At 59.4% G+C, this 18,809-nt stretch carries 17 protein-coding genes; 3 read left to right on the plus strand and 14 right to left on the minus strand.

The genetic code is table 11. The features are described from left to right. Positions 1 to 2: 2 nt before the first annotated feature. From urtC to LSG25_RS13245, 14 genes are all read right to left on the minus strand, one after another. Positions 3 to 1,133 carry an urea ABC transporter permease subunit UrtC gene (gene urtC / locus LSG25_RS13180; protein WP_232741382.1) on the minus strand — a complete coding sequence of 377 codons (1,131 nt, stop codon included), beginning with the start codon at positions 1,131 to 1,133 and terminating at the stop codon, positions 3 to 5. Then, positions 1,130 to 2,767 carry an urea ABC transporter permease subunit UrtB gene (gene urtB, locus LSG25_RS13185; protein WP_232741383.1) on the minus strand — a complete coding sequence of 546 codons (1,638 nt, stop codon included), beginning with the start codon at positions 2,765 to 2,767 and terminating at the stop codon, positions 1,130 to 1,132. Before urtB ends, urtC begins: the two co-directional genes overlap by 4 nt. Positions 2,768 to 2,782: 15 nt before the next feature. Beyond that, on the minus strand, positions 2,783 to 4,033 hold the full coding sequence (gene urtA, locus LSG25_RS13190; RefSeq protein ID WP_232741384.1) for an urea ABC transporter substrate-binding protein: 1,251 nt from the start codon (positions 4,031 to 4,033) through the stop codon (positions 2,783 to 2,785). A gap of 232 nt (positions 4,034 to 4,265) precedes the next feature. Further along, positions 4,266 to 6,548: a heavy metal translocating P-type ATPase gene (locus LSG25_RS13195; RefSeq protein WP_232741385.1), complete on the minus strand. Its 2,283-nt coding sequence runs from the start codon at positions 6,546 to 6,548 to the stop codon at positions 4,266 to 4,268. A gap of 41 nt (positions 6,549 to 6,589) precedes the next feature. Further along, complete coding sequence (gene ada / locus LSG25_RS13200) at positions 6,590 to 7,717, minus strand: bifunctional DNA-binding transcriptional regulator/O6-methylguanine-DNA methyltransferase Ada (protein ID WP_232741386.1); 1,128 nt, start codon at positions 7,715 to 7,717, stop codon at positions 6,590 to 6,592. A 115-nt stretch (positions 7,718 to 7,832) separates the two neighbouring features. Next, entirely contained in the window at positions 7,833 to 8,684 is an 852-nt protein-coding gene (locus tag LSG25_RS13205; protein ID WP_232741387.1) for a PA4780 family RIO1-like protein kinase, read from the minus strand. Between the two features lie 755 nt (positions 8,685 to 9,439). Then, complete coding sequence (locus LSG25_RS13210) at positions 9,440 to 10,471, minus strand: IS110 family transposase (RefSeq protein WP_232740868.1); 1,032 nt, start codon at positions 10,469 to 10,471, stop codon at positions 9,440 to 9,442. Between the two features lie 521 nt (positions 10,472 to 10,992). Continuing rightward, on the minus strand, positions 10,993 to 11,817 hold the full coding sequence (locus tag LSG25_RS13215; RefSeq protein WP_232741388.1) for a phosphodiesterase: 825 nt from the start codon (positions 11,815 to 11,817) through the stop codon (positions 10,993 to 10,995). A 2-nt stretch (positions 11,818 to 11,819) separates the two neighbouring features. Further along, positions 11,820 to 12,869, minus strand: coding sequence for an ABC transporter ATP-binding protein (locus LSG25_RS13220; RefSeq protein WP_232741389.1), 1,050 nt, complete (start codon positions 12,867 to 12,869; stop codon positions 11,820 to 11,822). Positions 12,870 to 12,881: 12 nt separating this feature from the next. Then, positions 12,882 to 13,676: an ABC transporter permease gene (locus LSG25_RS13225; RefSeq protein WP_232741390.1), complete on the minus strand. Its 795-nt coding sequence runs from the start codon at positions 13,674 to 13,676 to the stop codon at positions 12,882 to 12,884. After that, positions 13,676 to 14,500: an ABC transporter permease gene (locus tag LSG25_RS13230; RefSeq protein WP_232741391.1), complete on the minus strand. Its 825-nt coding sequence runs from the start codon at positions 14,498 to 14,500 to the stop codon at positions 13,676 to 13,678. The genes LSG25_RS13225 and LSG25_RS13230 overlap by 1 nt, the downstream gene beginning before the upstream one ends. A gap of 13 nt (positions 14,501 to 14,513) precedes the next feature. Then, positions 14,514 to 15,527 (minus strand): ABC transporter substrate-binding protein, encoded by a 1,014-nt coding sequence (locus tag LSG25_RS13235; RefSeq protein WP_370635871.1) that lies wholly within the window; start codon positions 15,525 to 15,527, stop codon positions 14,514 to 14,516. A gap of 71 nt (positions 15,528 to 15,598) precedes the next feature. After that, a complete protein-coding gene (locus tag LSG25_RS13240) occupies positions 15,599 to 16,609 on the minus strand; it encodes a LacI family DNA-binding transcriptional regulator (RefSeq protein ID WP_232741393.1) in 1,011 nt (336 codons plus the stop codon). A 209-nt stretch (positions 16,610 to 16,818) separates the two neighbouring features. Further along, the gene (locus LSG25_RS13245) at positions 16,819 to 16,992 is read right to left on the minus strand and encodes a hypothetical protein (protein WP_232741394.1); all 174 of its coding nucleotides are present in this window, start codon (positions 16,990 to 16,992) and stop codon (positions 16,819 to 16,821) included. A gap of 26 nt (positions 16,993 to 17,018) precedes the next feature. Here LSG25_RS13245 and LSG25_RS13250 point away from each other — a divergent pair, with 26 nt between their 5' ends. The 3 genes from LSG25_RS13250 to LSG25_RS13260 all read left to right on the plus strand — a co-directional run bounded on the left by LSG25_RS13250 (position 17,019) and on the right by LSG25_RS13260 (position 18,779). Then, positions 17,019 to 17,456 (plus strand): hypothetical protein, encoded by a 438-nt coding sequence (locus tag LSG25_RS13250; protein WP_232741395.1) that lies wholly within the window; start codon positions 17,019 to 17,021, stop codon positions 17,454 to 17,456. 73 nt (positions 17,457 to 17,529) lie between these two features. After that, positions 17,530 to 18,126, plus strand: a complete 597-nt coding sequence (locus tag LSG25_RS13255) for a TetR/AcrR family transcriptional regulator (protein ID WP_255696567.1) — start codon at positions 17,530 to 17,532, stop codon at positions 18,124 to 18,126. A 260-nt stretch (positions 18,127 to 18,386) separates the two neighbouring features. After that, positions 18,387 to 18,779, plus strand: coding sequence for a DUF427 domain-containing protein (locus LSG25_RS13260; RefSeq protein ID WP_232741397.1), 393 nt, complete (start codon positions 18,387 to 18,389; stop codon positions 18,777 to 18,779). Positions 18,780 to 18,809: the final 30 nt, after the last annotated feature.

An 18,809-nucleotide genomic window follows, 5' to 3' on the forward strand; every position in this document is an offset into this window, starting at 1 on the left:
ACTCATGCTTTACTCCCTGAACGTCGGGCAGCCACCTGGCGCGCCAGACCCACCATGCCCTGCGGCAGAAACAAAGTGGTCAATACGAAAATCAGGCCCAGCGCATAGAGCCAGAACTCGGGAAACACGCTGGTGAACCAGGTCTTCAGGCCATTGACCACGCCCGCCCCCAGGATCGGACCGATCAGCGTGCCGCGGCCACCGGTCGCCACCCAGATCACCATTTCAATCGACGACTCGGTCGACATTTCGCCCGGATTGATGATCCCGACTTGAGGCACGTAAAGCGCCCCGGCAATACCGCACATTACCGCCGACACCGTCCACACGAACAGCTTGAAACCCAGCGGGTCGTAGCCGATGAATCGCAGGCGGCTTTCGGAATCGCGCACCGCCGTCAGCACACGGCCCAGCTTGGATTGAGTGATCGCGCGGGCAAAAACCAGCGAGCCGGCCAGCGCCGCCAGCGTGACCCAGAAAAGCACCGCGCGCGTGCCCGGTGCCGTGATGTCGAAACCCAGGATGCGCTTGAAGTCGGTAAAGCCGTTATTGCCCCCGAAACCCGTATCGTTGCGAAAGAACAGCAGCATTGCGGCAAACGTCAAGGCCTGGGTAATGATTGAAAAATACACACCCTTGATGCGCGAGCGGAATGCAAAATAGCCAAAGACAAATGCCAGTACACCGGGCACCAGCATAACCAGCAGCATCGCGTACCAGAAATGATCGGTAAACGCCCAGTACCAGGGATAGGATTTCCAGTCCAGGAACACCATGAAATCCGGCAAATTGCTTTGGTAGACGCCGTCATGGCCAATGGCCCGCATCAGGTACATGCCCTGGGCGTATCCTCCCAGCGCAAAAAACAGGCCATGGCCCAGCGACAGTATCCCGGCGTAGCCCCAGACCAGATCCAGGGCCAGCGCGGCCAGGGCGTAGCACATGAATTTGCCAAGCAAGGCCACGGTATACGACGATACATGCAATGGATGGCTTGCCGGAAGCGCCAGATTGAGCGCGGGCAGCAGGGCCAGCGCAATGACGGCAACCAACAATCCCGTCCAGGCGGCGGGTGAAAACAGGCTCCGGCGCGACAAGAATCCGGCCGGGCCCAGTGAATTGGCGGCGATCATTCGACACTCCTTCCGCGCGGGGCGAACAGCCCTTGCGGGCGCTTCTGGACAAACAGCACGATCAGCACCAGGATGACGATCTTGGCCATGACGGCGCCCGCATACGGCTCCAGGAACTTATTGACGCCGCCCAGGCCCATGGCCGCGATGACGGTACCCGCCAACTGCCCCACTCCGCCCGTCACCACGACCATGAATGAATCCACCAGATAGCCGCGGCCCAGGTCAGGGCCCACATTCCCTAATTGAGACAAGGCCACGCCAGCCAGGCCCGCAATGCCCGAACCCAGGCCGAAGGCCAGCATGTCGATACGGCCGGTCGGCACGCCGACGCAATCCGCCATGCTGCGATTTTGAGTGATGGCGCGCACGAACAGCCCCAGGCGCGTATGGTTGAGCAAGAGCCACACCAGGAAAACCACCAGCATGGCAAACACAATAATCACGAGGCGGTTGTGGCTCAGCACCAGCCCGCCGAGCACCGTGATTCCGCCGGACATCCACGACGGGTTGCTGACCTCGACGTTCTGCGCGCCGAACAGGGTTCGGACCGTCTGCATCAGGATCAGGCTGATGCCCCATGTCGCGAGCAGGGTTTCCAGCGGGCGGCCGTACAGCCATCGAATCACGGTGCGCTCCAGCGCCATGCCGACCAGGGCTGTGACGACGAAGGCGACCGGCAGCGCCACAAGCACATACCAGTCCATCCACCCTGGCGCGAACTGCCGGAAGACCCATTGCACGACGTACGTGGCATAGGCGCCTATCATGAGCAGTTCGCCGTGCGCCATATTGATCACGCCCATCAGGCCGAAGGTGATGGCCAGGCCAAGAGAGGCCAGCAGCAGGACGCTGCCCAGGCTGATCCCATAAAAAAGATTGCCGGCCCATTCGATAGTGGCCAGATGGCGGTCGATATGCTTGAGCGCCACCGTGACGGCAGACCTCACGCCCGCATCCGGTTCGAGGTAAGCGCCGCTGGCGTCCTTGCCCAGCATGCTCGCCAGCACTGGCCGGAATTCGGCATTGTTCGTATCGCCCAGCGTCGTTACCGCATGCATGCGCAATGCGGCGTCGGTGCTCTTGATCTCCAGATTGGCCTGCGCAATCTGCAGCGCGCTGCGAACCCGCGCATCCGTTTCCTTTGCCAGCGCCTGCGCAAGCAGCGCTAACCGCGTGACATCGCTGCTTTGCTGCATGCGTTTTGCGGCCGCCAGACGCGCCGCCGGGTCCGGTGAGAATAGCCGCGAAACGGCCAAGGCACCGTCGATCGCGCGCCGCAGCCTGTTGTTGATGGTGACCGCATCGGCATCGGTGGGCAGGGCCTCTTTTTGTCCCGTTGCCGGATCAAGAGCGCGTTTGTCCTTGCCCATGATCAGAACGCGCCCCTGCGGCGTGGCATACAGATTTTCGCTATCCAGGGCCTCCAGCACCCTGGCCGCAAGGGGGTCGGGCAATTGGCCCAACCGGGAAATGGCCTGCAGCCTGGCCCCGGTATCGCCGCTCGCCAGGGATGCAAGCAACCCCGGATCGATGCCGCGTTCGCCTGCCGCAAACGCGACCGGGGCGGTCGCGAGCATCAGCAACGCCAGAATGATCCGGCGCCAGACATTCAAAAATGCAGCCATGCCCATGACGACCCTTTCCGCTTAAAGACCTTGCTTGCTTTCATTGCCTGGAATGTAAGGACTCCAGGGCTGAGCGCGAATCGGGCCTTTGGTCTTCCACACGATATTGAACTGGCCATCCGCCTTGATCTCGCCGATGTAGACAGGTTTGTGCAAGTGATGATTGGTCTTGTCCATTTCGACGGTGAAGCCATCGGGCGCATTGAATTGCTGCCCGCCCATCGCCGCAATCACTTTGTCGACATCCGTGGAGCCCGCCTTTTCGACGGCCTGCTTCCACATATGGATACCGATATAGGTTGCTTCCATAGGATCATTGGTCACCACGGTCTCGGCATTCGGCAAATTCCTGGCCTTGGCATAGGCTTTCCACTTCTTGATGAATTCCGCGTTCACCGGATTCTTGATCGACTCGAAGTAGTTCCACGCTGCCAGATGGCCCACCAAAGGCTTGGCATCCACGCCGCGCAGCTCTTCCTCGCCGACCGAAAACGCCACCACAGGCACATCGGTCGCTTTCAGGCCGGCGTTGCCCAGCTCTTTATAGAAGGGCACATTGGAATCACCGTTGATGGTCGAGATCACCGCGGTCTTTCCGCCAGTGGCAAACTTCTTGATATTTGCCACGATGGTCTGATAGTCGGAATGACCGAACGGCGTGTAGACCTCGTCGATATCGCTGTCCTTGACGCCCTTGGAATGCAGGAAGGCGCGCAGGATTTTGTTGGTGGTTCGCGGATACACATAATCCGTGCCCAACAGCACGAAACGCTTGGCGCCTCCGCCATCTTCGCTCATCAGGTATTCCACGGCCGGAATCGCCTGCTGGTTGGGTGCCGCGCCGGTATAGAACACATTGCGTTCCATTTCTTCGCCTTCGTACTGCACGGGGTAAAACAGCAGGCCGTTCAGTTCCTTGAACACCGGCAGTACCGATTTGCGCGATACCGAAGTCCAGCAGCCAAAAACCACGGCCACTTTATCCTGGCTCAGTAACTGGCGCGCCTTCTCGGCAAACAAGGGCCAGTTCGACGCCGGGTCCACGACCACGGGCTCCAGCTTTTTGCCCAGCACGCCCCCATGGGCATTGATTTCGTCTATCGTCATCAGGGCCACGTCTTTCAAGGACGTTTCGGAAATGGCCATGGTGCCCGACAGCGAGTGGAGAATACCCACCTTGATCGTGTCGGCGGCCAGAGCTTGCGGCATCCAGCCGGACAAGGCAAGCAGGCTGACAGCCGTCAGTTGTTTAAGTACCAGTCTACGTTTCATGATGACTCCAAATGAGATGGGGCCGGCATGGCCGGCAATCGAGATGTGCAGCACTCAAAAGAAGTTAAAGCAAGATACGTGCCAACTTTGCGGCAAGAAGAAATGCGACAGGCGCGCACCGGAAACGTCCCTGGAAATCTGCAAGGACTTGTTTCAAGACGGTGCGGAAATCGTGCTATCGGGCACGGATCGCGCCAAAGCGGTGCGTTGCGCAGCGACGGCGCAACGCCGGTCAGGCCTGGTGTTGCGGCTGAAAGCGCCGCAGTCGCAGCGCATTGCCCAGAACGAACACACTGGACAGCGCCATGGCGCCGGCGGCAAAAACCGGCGACAGCAATGTGCCGTTAAACGGATAAAGCACTCCCGCGGCCACGGGAATCAGGGCCGCGTTATAGGCGAAAGCCCAGAACAGGTTTTGCCGGATATTGCCGATGGTGGCCCTGGACAATGCAATGGCATTGGGCACGCCGCCCAAGTCGCCGGACATCAGCACCACGTCCGCCGCTTCGATAGCGATATCGGTACCGGTGCCTATGGCCAGGCCGACATCCGCCTCGGCCAGCGCCGGCGCATCATTGATGCCGTCGCCGACATAGGCAACGGGGCCATACTGTTTTTTCAGGCGCCGGACCGCATCGACCTTGGCGCCCGGCAGCACTTCGGCGACCACATCGTCTATGCCGAGCTGGCGCGCAATGGCGTGGGCCGTGCGGCGATTGTCCCCCGTGACCATCGCGACTTTCAGCCCCAGCTTGTGCAAGGCGCGAATCGCCTGAGGCGTCGTCTCTTTGATAGTGTCGGCAACAGCAATCAGGGCGGCCAGGCGGCCATTGATGGCCGCATACAGCGGCGTCTTGCCCTCTTCACCCAAACGGTCCGCCTCGGTGGCAAAAGGCGAAATATCCAGGCCGAGCTGGATCATGAAGCGATCCGCGCCAATTTCGACGCGCTCGCCATCCACCTCGGCGCGTACGCCGAAGCCAGTAAGGGACTCGAATTTATCGATGGCGCCCAATGCCAGGTTCTGCGCGGTGGCCGCCGCAACAATGGCGCGGGCAATGGGGTGTTCCGATTTGGTTTCCACAGCGGCAACACGAGCCAGCACCCATGCCCGCTCGCAGCCCTCGGCCACCACGAGATCGGTCAGCTCGGGCTTGCCCTTGGTCAAGGTGCCCGTCTTGTCGACCGCAAGCACCTTGGCATCCTTGAGCGATTGCAGCGCTTCGCCTTTGCGGAACAACACCCCCATCTGGGCGGCGCGGCCGGTGCCGACCATGATCGAGGTCGGAGTGGCCAGGCCCATGGCGCAGGGGCAGGCAATGATAAGCACGGCCACCGCATTGACTAATGCGAAGGTCAGCGCCGGGGAGGGCCCGAATAGCAGCCAGGCCAGGCAAGTGAGCAGCGCCGCGGCCATGACGGCCGGAACGAACCATATGGTGATGCGGTCCACCATGGCCTGGATAGGCAGCTTGGAGCCCTGGGCCTGCTCGACCATGCGTATGATCTGCGACAAAACAGTATCGCCGCCAACCTGAGTGACACGGAAGGTCAGCACGCCATTCTGGTTGACCGTGCCGCCGACCAGTTCGGCCCCGGCTTTTTTCTCGACCGGAATCGGCTCGCCGCTGATCATGGATTCATCGACAAAACTCGCCCCGCCGATCACCACGCCGTCCACGGGAATGCGCTCACCCGGACGTACTTCGACCTGATCGCCGCTGCGCACCTCGCTGACAGGCACCTCTACTGCGACTCCGTTACGCAGCAGGCACGCGGTTTTGGGCTGCAGCCCAAGCAGGCGCCCGATCGCTTCGGAAGTTCGGCCTTTGGCCCGCGACTCAAGGAAACGGCCCAGCAGGATCAGCGCGACAATGACGGCGGCAGCCTCGTAATACACATTCACAGTGCCTTCAGGCAACAGCCCGGGTGCAAAGGTCGCCACCACCGAAAACGCGTAGGCCGCAGCGGTGCCCACGGCGACCAGCGCATTCATGTCGGGTGCTCCGCGCAGCAATGCGGGTACGCCCTTCTGGAAGAATCGCAAGCCGGGACCGAACAGCACAATGCTGGTCAATACGAATTGAATGTACCAGCTCGCCTGCATGCCTATGGTCTGCTCCACAAGACGATGCACAGCGGGAACCGCGTGCGCTCCCATCTCCATCAGGAACACCGGCAGGGCAAATACGGCGGCAACGATCAAGGCGCGTTTTAGCGACGACCTCTCGGCGACATGCCTTGCATCCACCTCATCGGTGTTATTGTCGCCGCCGACGAGCGCCGACTCGTAGCCGGCCGATTCGACGGCCTGCACCGCGGCAGCGATATCCGGCGCACCGATAAAGGCGATATCGGCCCGTTCGGTGGCCAGATTGACATTCGCGCTGACAACGCCGGGTACAGACCTGAGCGCCCGCTCGACGCGTCCGACACAGGATGCGCAACTCATGCCCTGAATCGAAAGACTGGCAGCCGAGCCGGCCGCCTGGGTGGGAGTTTGGATGGAGCTCATGAATACGTCCTTGAAATACAGGTTTCAACACTGTCAATAAATCACTTATTGGCCAATGTAGAGCTTCCCATGATGTCAAGGTCAAGCAGCGAGTGAGCTTCCCGGCTCAACAGCTTGCGCTTGCGTTCCACGCCCCAGCGATAGCCAGACAGGGCGCCATCGCTGCGCACCACGCGATGACAGGGAATGGCCACGGCCAGATGGTTGGCGCCGCAGGCCTGGGCAACGGCTCGCGTGGCTTTGGGCATCCCGATCCGCCTGGCAATATCGGCGTAGGAGACGGTCGCGCCCACGGGAATCTCGCGCAGCGCCTGCCAGACACGCTCCTGGAAAACCGTGCCGCGCACATCGAGAGGCAGATCCAGCCCAAGCGCCGGCGCCTCGATGAACCCCACCACCTGGGCGATCAAGCGCTCGAAATCGGCGTCTCCGCCAATCAGGTTGGCGCGCGGAAACTGATCTTGCAAGTCACGGGCCAGCGCATCGGGGTTGTCTCCCAGCAGAATGGCGCAAACACCCCGGTCGCTTTGCGCCACCAGAATCGCACCGAGCGAACACTCGCCAATGGCAAAACGAATATCGGTATTGGTGCCTCCCGCCCGGTAATCCTTGGGCCGCATGCCCAGGACTTGATCAGAAGCCTCATAGAAACGGCTGTTCGAATTGAACCCCGCGTTGTAGATCGCCTCGGTGATGGTGCCTTCCCCACTCAGTTCCTCGCGCACCTTCTGGGCGCGGTTGGCCGCGGCATAGCCTTTGGGCGTCAATCCTGTGACGGACTTGAAAACCCGATGGAAGTGAAAGGCGCTCATGCCCGCCTGTTGCGCCAGCTCGCTCAGCACAGGCAGGGTTTCGGCTGTTTCGATTTGCCTGCAGGCGCGGGCGACGACCGCCGAATGTTGCGCGGCTACCGCGCTCTGGTCGGCGCTCGCCCGTTTACTGGGGCGATAGCCCGCCGCCTCGGCGCTGGCCGGGGTATCGAAAAACTCCACGTTCTCGGGGCGCGGCAGCCGTGAGAGGCTGCTCGGCCGGCAATACACGCCGGTAGTTTTCACCGCATAGACGAAGTGCCCGTCGGCGGCCGGATCGCGTGCCACCACAGCGGCCCAGCGTGGATCCCGCTCGGTGGCGCCTGGCCCATCCGGAAGCGTACGACTCGGTGTTTTCATGATCTTTCTCAAAACTATTCATATCCGATGAGATCACTATAGTGCCTGGCTCTTGCGGATTCACTCCGGGCCTTGCTTTTGAATTCGGGAAGCTATGGCGACAGCCCAGGAAGCGTCAGGCCGATATCTCCATTTGAGCGCGGCGACGCTCTTCTTCCTCGTGACGCGCCAGCTCGATCTCGCGGATCACAGCCGCCACATCGGCAGGTTCTTTGGACGCCTCGACCCGGCCGGTCAAGGGCGTATCGGGCGTGAGCAAACCGGCCTGATACAAGCCCCAGATTTCCTTGCCGTACTGGCTGCCCAGCAGCTCGGGCGCAAAGGCGCCGAAGAAGTTAGCCAAGTTCGTCACATCGCGTTCCAGCATGGTCGATGCAACGCTATTGCCGGCGGCATCCACGGCTTGCGGCAAATCGATGATGACCGGGCCGTTTGCATCGACCAGAATGTTGAATTCGGACAAATCGCCGTGAATTACGCCGGCGCACAGCATCAATACCACCTGCTGCAGTAACACCGCGTGCAGTTCAAGCGCCCGTTCGCGGTTCAATTCCACATCGTTCAGGCGCGGCGCGGCATTGCCGTCCGCATCGGTTACAAGCTCCATCAGCAACACGCCTTCGTGACAAAGATACGGCGCCGGCACGCGCACGCCCGCAGCCGCCAATCGGTACAAGGCATCGACTTCGGCACTTTGCCAGACCTCTTCGGCCATCTTCCGTCCGTATCGCGTCCCTTTTTCCATGGCACGCGCCTGCCGGCTATTTTTCACCCGCCGGCCTTCCTGGTAGGCTACCGCTTGATGGAAGCTGCGTTGTGTGGCCTCTTTGTACACCTTGGCGCAACGAATATCGTCGCCGCAACGCACCACATAGACTGTGGCTTCCTTGCCGCTCATCAACTGGCGCATGACTTCGTCGACCAGGCCTTCTTCCAGCAGGGGCAGGATTCTTTTTGGTGTTTTCATAGTGATTGCCGCATTGGCGTTAATCTCCTGATGCGTGGGCAAGGCTGGAAATACGGCGGAGCTGGCTTACAAGCGGCCACAACCTCGGGGCTGCAGCGGACGCCTGAATCTGTCCACCGAATGCTGCATTGTACGAGACAGAATGCGCCAAGAGGCAAAACCAGTGTTATTTTGATTCTAGTGTTACGACACTGAATACGTTTCTGTAACTTTCGTTTTGGGTCGGTTTAGGTTGGCGGCTGGGCGGTTTGTTCTATAAAAACGCCGCAGGGTGGGCGGTGCTGTGTAGTCCGGCACGTCCAGCGGTCGTGGTGCTGCGCACCCCGACTGCCCGGGTCTGCCTCGTCCAGGCGGGCGTCGGGCGAACTCGCCCGGCCTCGCGAGGCCGGGCTCAGACAGCGCCCGCCGAAAGCCCCCGCCTTCCCTTCGTCAGTACATGGACGCCCCTAATTTGCCTAGCCCTTTTTTGCCCTTCCGGTTTCTTAGGTGTTGATTGCAGCAGTACATCCGGGCTTGACGAGGTGACACGCGTGTCACGGCCCCTAATGGGTTGTGCTGACCGGCTCCCCTTAGCACCCAAGCACTTTGATGTGCGGCTGACGAATCGGGTTTGACTGGTCCTGGTCTGACCTAAGTGGCCATTACGGCTAAAAGTGCTTCAAGCAATCGGTGCGGTGGTGTCCTACGTTAAAAGGGATAAACGGTGGTGAGGCGCTGCCGGGTTGGCCCCGAGCTCGGTACGCGTGCCGTAGACCCTAGCGGGCCCGGCTCAGCGTATGCCCAGGGTCGTAGGGCGTGTCGTACGCCATCAGAGCCCAGGCGATGCGCGCATTTTTATTGGCCAGCGCGATGGCCACCACATTGAGCGGGCGGCGCACAAGCAGTTGGCCTAGCCAGGTCGTTCGATCGGCCTGGGCGCGCGCTCGGATCAGCACCGACTGCGCGCCCAAGAGCAGGAGCTTGCGCAGGTACCCATCGCCGCGCTTGCTGATCCCCAGCAGCGTGGCCTTGCCCCCGCTGGAGTGCTGGCGCGGCACCAAACCTAGCCAGGCGGCCAGTTGCCGGCCATTTTTAAAGAGCCGCGGATCGCCCACGCTGGCGGCCAGGGCGCTGGCCGTAATCGGCCCGATTCCGGGCAACTGCGCTAACCGCTGGCTGACCGGATTGGCACGATGCCCGTGCACGATCGATCGCTCCAGGGCCTGGACCTGCGTATCGAGCGCGCGCAGGTGTTCAACCAGCGTACGGATGAGTTCCACGAAAGGGCCAGGCAGGCGCGCCAGCGCGGACTCAAGCAACGCCGGCACCCGCCGGGTGACGTGAGCGATGCCTTGGGGCAGGATCAACCCGAACTCGGCCAGCAGGCCGCGGATCTGATTGGCCGCGGCGCTGCGCGCCTTGACGAAGCCTTCACGGGCCCGGTGTAGGCTCAGTACCGCTTGTTGCTCGACCGATTTGATGGCGACAAAGCGCATGGAGGGCCGGGTGACGGCCTCGCAGATCGCCTGCGCATCGGCGGCATCGTTCTTGTTGGATTTAACGTAAGGTTTGACGAACTGCGCGGCGATCAGCCGCACGTCGTGGCCCTGGTCGCGCAGCAGCCGCGCCCAGTGGTGGGCGCTCGCGCAGGCCTCCATGCCGATGAGGCACGGTGTCAGCTTCGCAAAGAAGGCGCTGAGCTGCTCGCGGCGTAGTTGCCGGGTCAAGACGGTATGGCCTTGCGCATTCACGCCGTGAACTTGAAACACGGACTTTGCTAAATCAAGACCAATCGTTGTAATCTTCATGATGGATGCTCCTTCCGATAGCAGTGAATGAGTTAGTAACCCCTTCACTTTGGCACAATGATGCCGGTTCGAGAAGGGGCGTCCATTCCATTGCACCCGGCGCTGGACTACCGCCGGACTACACAGCACCGCCCACCCTGCGGCTTGCGTTGAGGCAATGCATAGAGAGAGGCATTGGAGTCGTGCACCGAGAGAAACGTTAAGGTCATGCATCGAGGTACACGTTGAGACCGGCAAGCTCATTCCAGGCAAGCCCTAACGTGAGCCGTCTATCGGGGCTTGGGGTCAGGACCGGCGTAAGGCGTGCGCCGGATGCTACCGTAGGGAAGGCGGGGGCTTTCGGCGGGCCATGTTTGAGCGCAGCCGCGCCAGCGGCGTAGCGAGTTTGGCCCGACGCCCGCCTGGACGAGGTAGATCCGGATCAAGCACGCCGTGCCGGACCTGACCCCAAGCCCCGATAGACGGCGTCTTTAAATACCTATCCTCCACCGAATCCCGTAAACACCCAAACCAAAAACTCTCTAGTCGATCAACTTGCCTGCCGCATCGTAAAACGGATACCGCCCGCCGTAATCGTCGACATAAACCGTATGCGTAACCCAGCGCTGCCCCAGATGCGCATGCACATGGAATGCCGGCGGCTCCATGACAAAAGCGCTGGGACCATCCGGGCTCAAATCGTAGGCAACCTGGTGAGCAGGCGAAGGACAAATACTCGCCACAGTATTCCCGAAACGGGTCACGGCAGAGCGATGCACATGGCCGCAGATGACGCGCTCTACATTGCGGTAACCATTCAGCAAGGCTTCCAGGCGTTCCGCATCCTGCGGGTCCAGCGCCTGTTTGTCCATGTGGCCGATGCCGCATTCGAACGGCGGATGATGCATGGCAACCATAACGGTTTTATCGCGTTGCCGTTCCAACTCACCCGCCAGCCACGACAGACGCTCGGTGCACAGACGCCCGCCGCTGTTGGGCGGATCCTGAGTATCGAGCACAATCAGGGCCAGTTCGTCGAAATCGAGCGTGTACTGTACAAATGCCGGACCGCAACGCAAATAGGCATGATCGGGAAACACTTGCTGCAACGAAGCCCGGTGATCATGATTGCCGACAACCAGGTAATAAGGAATAGCCAGAACGGAAAGTTCCCGGCGCAACGATTCATATTCCGGCACCGCACCGAAATCCGCCAGATCGCCGGTAATGATCAAGGCATCTGGCCTGGGCTGCAAGGCGTTCAGCTTGGCGACGCAGGCACGCAGATACACAGTGGTATCCACTTTCTTGTAAGCCAGCAGCCCCGGCCTTTTTATATGCAGATCGCTGATCTGGGCCAATAACATGATTAATCCCCGCCTATAAGCAGCATGCGTTCCGGCGCAATCAGCAAGCCGGCCTGCTGGCCCACCCGGTAATCGCTGCGATTCGACGTTTCCACACAAATCATAGAGCCGTCGGTAACCCCTTCCAGGTAGATTCTGGTGCGCTCACCCAGGAACTGCACATTGCTGATCGTACCGCGCAAAGTGCTGGATTCGGGCGCAACCAGCTCGGCGTCTTCAGACCTGAAAAAAACCTCGGACAAACCGGCAGCTTGCGGCGAACAGGGCAGATATCCCCCTTTTGCATGAAATGCGCCGTCCTGGAAAGTCCCGCGCAAGGCATTCAACGATCCCAGGAAATGAGCCACATGGCGGTTCTTCGGCTGGAAGTAAATGTCGCGCGGCGAACCGGCCTGTTCGATGCGCCCTGCGCTCATCACGATAACGCGATCCCCAAGCACCATGGCCTCGGCCTGGTCGTGCGTGACATAAACGGTCGTCACGCCCAGGCTTTTCAACAACAGGTCCATATCGGTCCTGAGCGTTTCGCGCAGCTTGGCATCCAGAGCGGTGAGGGGCTCGTCCAGCAACAGCACGCGCGGCTCGGGAGCCAGCGCGCGCGCCAGGGCCACGCGCTGCTTCTGCCCTCCCGACAACTGGGCGATATTCTTGTCGGCATGTTCGCTCAAGTGGACCAATGCCAGCAATTCGTCGACGCGCCGATTTCGCTGGCCGACCGGCACCTTCTTGATTTTCAGGCCGTAGCCGATGTTTTCCCTGACGCTGAAGTTGGGAAACAGCGCATAGTTTTGAAACACCATGCCGACCCTGCGCTCTTCAATGGGCTTGAAGGTTACGTCTTCATCGCCGAACAGGATGCGGCCACCCGGATCGGGGCGTTCCAGGCCGGCAATCAGGCGCAGCGTGGTCGTTTTGCCGCAACCCGACGGCCCGAGCAGGACCAGGGTTTCCCCCGCGTTGATGGACAGGTCTATGGGCTGCAGCACCCGCGCCTTCTGGCTATAGGTCTTGCTGCAATTTTCCAGGACAATGGGAATGGAGTTCAGCTTCATATGAAAGGCGCATCAATGTTTCGGGCGTGTCGGCTTGTCCATGGCCTGCATCAGCAATAGCAAGGGAATGACGATGATAAAAAAGATCGTGGTGTAGGCGCTGCCCACTTCTATGCGCAACGAAGCATAAGCATCGGCCAGGCCTACCGGCAAGGTCTTGGTCTGGGGAGTATGCAGCATCCAGGTCAGGTTGAACTCACCCAGCGACAAAGTTACGACCATGAGTGCGCCGGCGATAATGCCCGAGCGGATATTGGGTATGACGACAGTCGTAAATCGCTGGAAAAAGCGCGCGCCCAGACTGGCCGCCCCCTCCTCCAGGATCTTGATGTTCTGGCCCGAGCAGGCGGCAGCCACCGACCGCACCATGAAGGGCAAGGTAAAGATAACGTGCCCGGCAATAATGAACCACAGGCTGATGCGGAAGTCCCGCAAGCCCCCGTATACGCTGATGATGGCCAATGCGCTGGCCAGGCCGGGCAGCGCAATGGGCAGGGTGATCAGCTCTTCGATTATGCGCGCAGCCCTGCTTTGCCAGCGCGACAGCACATATCCGGCGGGGACTCCCACCAGGACCACAACAAGCAGCGTGCACCCGGCGACCAGCAGAGAATTGATGATGGCGTCGTGGTAATCCCCCAACACCTGGACCACCCACTTCAAGGTCAGGCCGGCCGAGACGCCCTTGAAGTAATTGACGGAAAACCCAGTCAGCACCGACACCGCCACCGGTACAAATAAAAAGGCGCAGATCAGCAAGGTAACGGTGAGCTGCACACCGAACAGGAACCGTTTGTTCAGCTTCATTATCCGCCCGCCACCATGGTGGTTCCGGCAACATTGCGCGCCAGCATCAAAATGGCCCACGTAACGATCCCGAGTATGACGCTCAACGCCGCCGCCGTTACCAGATTGGCATTCAGCGTGAACTCGGTATAAATCGTCATGGGCAGGACATTGATATCGGTGGCCAGAGTAAAAGCCGTGCCGAAGGCGCCAATCGAAATGGCGAAGCAGATGGCCCCCGATGCGATCAGGGCGGGCGTCAGGGCAGGCAAAGTGACATCGCGCATCACTTCCCAGGACCCCGCCCCCAGGGAATGAGCCGCTTCCGCCAGGGATTGGTCCATCGACTGCGCGGCGGCCATCACCGACAGGACTATCTTGGGGATTGAGAAATACAGATAGCCCAGGAACAGCCCCGACATCGAATAGGCGAACACCAGCTTGTGCCCGAGCAGCGCCTGACTGACGCTGCCGATCAAGCCTTGCCGGCCGGCCAGCATGATGACCATAAACCCCACCACTACCCCGGGAAAGGCCAGCGGCAGTGTCAGCAGCGACACCAGAAGCCGCTTTCCGGCAAATTCGTTGTGGCTCAGAAACAAGCCCGCAATGACCGACAGGACAATCGTGGCGGCGGTGACAATAAGCGACAGCAGCACGGTTTGCCACAAGCTGGTCAGGTACCGCGAATCGCCGAGGATGGCGGCATAGGTATCGAAGAAATTGTTGCCGGCGCTGATCCGCACCAGCACCCCGATGGGAATGAGCCAGAATGCGGTGAAGATGATCAGCGCCGGCAGCAACAGCGCAATACGCCAGCGGGCGGGCAGGGTCAGGTCGCGCATGATGAGTTGCTAATCAATGCACCTGGTCGAGATATAAACGCTGGAAGGCTTCCTGCTCCTTGGCCATTTGCGCATAATTCACGGTTTTGGCGCGCGCATAATCGGAAGCGGGCAGGAATTTGTCCGCGACGTCCTTAGGTATTTCGACATTGCGCACCGGCTTCAGGAAGGCATTGGCCCAATGCGCCTGGCCTTTATCGGACAAGACATAATCCAGCACCTTATGGGCGTTTTCAGGATGAGGCGCGCCTTTGACCATGGACATCACATAAGGAACCGACACCGTGCCTTCCTTGGGAATGACGAACACCACGTCGGCCTTGTCCTTGTACTTGGCCCGATAGGCGTTGAAGTCGTAGTCGATCAGGATCGGGATCTCGCCGGACAGCACGCGCGCATAAGACGTTTGCTTGGGCACGATGGGCTGATTCTGCTTGAGTTTCTTGAAATAATTGATCACCGGAGTGAAGTCGGCCAAGGACCCGCCCGAAGCCTGGTTGATGGCCACGGCACCGGCATAGCCCACGAAAGCGCTGCTGGGATCCAGATACCCCACCATGCCCTTGTATTCCGGCTTGAGCAGGTCGGCCCACGACTGCGGAACCGGCTTGCCTTCCAGCGCGGCCTTGTTCACGAAAAGGCCTATCGTGCCCGAGTGAATGGCAACCCAGTGGCCATCCGGGTCTTTCAGGTCGGCCGGGATTTCGTCCCAGTGCTTGGGCTTGTAAGTACCCAGCACATCGTATTTCATGGCCTCGATAGCCGAGGTAATACCCAGGTAGACCACATCGGCCACCGGGCTTTTTTTCTCGGTAATGATCTGGGCCAGGGATTGGCCCGAATTTTTATTGTCCAAGGGAACGGTAATGCCCGTATCGCTCTTGATGTTTTTGACTTGCCCTGCCCAGTCGGCCCACTGCGGCGGACAGTTATAGCAAATGGCCAGGTTTTCAGCCTGTGCCGAGCCTGAATAGAGTCCGGCGGACACTATTACCAAGCCAAGGAACCTAAGCAATGTCGTTTTCACGTAATGACTCCTTCATTGATATGCAAAAAAACAGTAGTGCGCATGCGGCAGGCCTGATCCGGATTTCCGGATCATGAACCGCCAGTCTGCGGCAAACCTACCGACCTCCCTGCCAAAAGCGCATGGTTCAAAAACAAAGACTCGCGCTCGTTCCTCTCCCCGCCGATTTGCCTGAGCAGGCGTTCGGCGGCCTGTCGGCCGATTTCGCCGTTAGGCTGACTGATGGTGGTTAAAGCCGGTTCGATAAGCTGGCCATACTCCAGCCCGTCGAAGCCCATGACGGAAATGTCCTGGGGAATATGAATTGAGCGCTGACGCAATGCCTTGATGACCTCCAGCGCCAGCAAATCCGTGCTGCAGAATATGGCTGTGGGACGGCGGCTCATTGTATGGAACCAATATTGCAGTTGTGTTTCGAGTGTGCGGGTTCCAAAATCGACCTCCGAAAGCGGCATGGGTTCGAGCCCCGCCTCCAGCATGGCGTCCCGATAGCCCAGATAGCGATGCGCCGAACGATCGGACGCGGTAAGGAAACCGGCCAGCATGGCAATGCGCCGATGCCCGAAACCAAGCAGATGCCGCACGGCATCGCAAGCGGCCTTGCGATCGTCGACCGAAACCGTTTCGTACCCCGCCGCATGGTTGTACATAAGTACATAGGGCATGTTTTCAGTGGACAGCAATGCCAGCGCCCGGCTATTTTTCGTATCGGCAACGGTCAACAGCAGGCCGTCCACCTTTTGCCGCAACAGGATTTCGATGAATTGCTCTTCCTTTGACGAATCGTATTGCGTCGTGGTGAGCAGCATTCGCTTATTGTGCTGGCCAAGCACCTGCTCGATACCGCCAATGCAATCGGCAAACACAGGATTCCCCAGAGACGGCAACATGACGCCCACCAGATCCGTCTGGTTTCGGCGCAATTGCTGGCCAATAATGCTGGGCCGGAATTTCTGCTGCCGGGAAATTTCCATGACACGGGCCAGCGTGGCCGGACGAACCAGGTGCGGGGCATTGAAACAGCGCGACACGGTGGCGATGGAACACGCCGCCAGCTTCGCCACACTCTTGATGTTCGACATAAGCCCAGCCCGAAAACGGTGAAAATTGAGGAATCATTCAACAGGCCCGTCAGCCAGGAAAACACCTTGACCGGACGGCATGCCACCTGCGGCCAGCCTTGCGCCATCGAATAACACCGGCACCAAATGAAAACGTTTTCATTTTTGATTTTGAATTTATACCAGCTTTGATTTGAAGTTTCCATAGGGGAAATACCGGTACTCAGCCGCTAGATCGATGAGCCCCACACTCCAGCGTCCCGGAAACGCTTAATCGAGTCCTCGTTCGAACTGAACGACCACCGGTACGATATGCCCGCCAAGCCTTCATCGGCCGCCGCATCGGCAGGCACATAAGTCATTGCATCGAAACGCCCCGACCGGGAAATGATCGGTGGATTCATTGGCACACTGACGGGCCGGCCAGAGAATGGCGCTGATCTTCATGGCAGTTTTCCAAACGATAATTATTTATTATGGCTGGAAAATATTGCTGGAAAATCTAGGCCTTCCGACCCTTTCTTTGCAGCAATTGCTCTCTTCGACGCTTGCTCTTGTTTCTGGCGGGTCCTTTCAACGACTCATCAAGGCGCTGCTGCTCGACACTAGCCTGCACACGTCTGGCCGCTTGCGCCGCGCGGCGGCGCACTATCATTCTGGCGATACTGAAGGCGATTGCGAATGCAACGACAACAATAATGCCTTGAGTCAGGATTTCCATTGCTTTTTTCTCATGCCGGTTGTGAATCGGGGAAGGGATCCACGAATACAAGCAGTACAACATGGGATCAGCCCGTCATGCAATTCGCCGATTCCCGAAATGGCCTGCTCTCGCGCCGGACTCGGGTGCGCTCCGTTTTGTGTTTGACAACTCCAATACGTACGACTATATTGAAATCATGGCTAAACCATCACATCGCGAAAAACTCCTGACCATAGGCATGCGGGTCGTGCACGAGCACGGGTTTGCAGGCGCGAGCGTGCGCGATATTGTCCAGGCGGCAGGCGTGCCGCAAGGGTCGTTCACCAATCACTTCGCCTCGAAAGAAGCCTTCGGAATCGAAGTCATCGATCTCTATTTCGCCCGCCACCTGAATGTAATGGACGAGACGCTGCTCAACGATGCGCTGCCGCCGCTCCAGCGGCTCCGCACTTATATCGACACCGGCAAAAACCGCCTCAATCTGGACGGCATGCGAAATGGCTGTCTGTTTGGCAACTTTACCGCCGAGGCCAGCGATCACAGCGAACTCATACGGCACCGCCTCGTCGAGATATTCTCGGAAATGCAGCGATCCATCGCCTACTGCCTCAGAGCCGCCGTAAAAGCGGGCGAATTGTCGCCCAGCACCGACTGCGACGAAATTGCGGGCTTTATCGTTTCATCGATCCAGGGCGCCAACCTCTTGGCAAAAGCCCAGCGCAGCCCGGTGCCGGTGGAACGCTTCAAAGAAATTCTCTTTTCGAGCATCCTGCGCCGAACGGGGTCGTTCGACCCGGATCAGCACAGCGCGGACACAACGGGCCTGGGCCACTGACCCTCTTCCAGGAAGCTGGGCGCGAAATCAGCCAAGCGCATTCAGCGCATCACTCAAAAAAAATATGTACAACCGTATTTTTTTCTTGACACTATTAATACGGTCGTACATACTGATTCAAAGAACGGTATGCATCCATGCAAGAAGGCTGGATGAGTACCTCCGTTTTTCCCGCCACGGGAACCCTTGCCGGCGTGCCCATCGCTGTTGGCAGCGAAGCAGCACAATGATTTTCGTGCACAACAAAAGGACTTGAAATCATGGCGTCCAGACCCGTAAAAACTCCCGGCCCCGATCATCCGATCACAATCCGGACAAACCCGTCGCAAGTCATCGTGTCGCTCAAGGGACGTGTTATCGCCAACACCCGCGATGCCCTGACATTGCGGGAGGCTGATTACCCGGCAGTGCAGTACATACCCATGAAGGATGTCGACATATCGCTTCTCGAACGCAGCGATCACAGCACATATTGCCCTTACAAGGGCGAGTGCGCCTACTACAGCATTGCATTGGACGGCGAACGCTCGGTCAACGCCGTATGGACCTACGAGGCTCCTTATGCGGCCGTTGCCGCCATCAAGGACCATGTCGCCTTCTATCCTGATCGTGTCGACACAATTGAAGAGCACCACATTACCCCCGGATCGTGATCCACCACTCAACACCTATTCTCAAAGCTC

Origin of the sequence: Paralcaligenes sp. KSB-10 (assembly GCF_021266465.1) — a bacterium.
In the GTDB taxonomy this organism is placed as follows: domain Bacteria; phylum Pseudomonadota; class Gammaproteobacteria; order Burkholderiales; family Burkholderiaceae_B.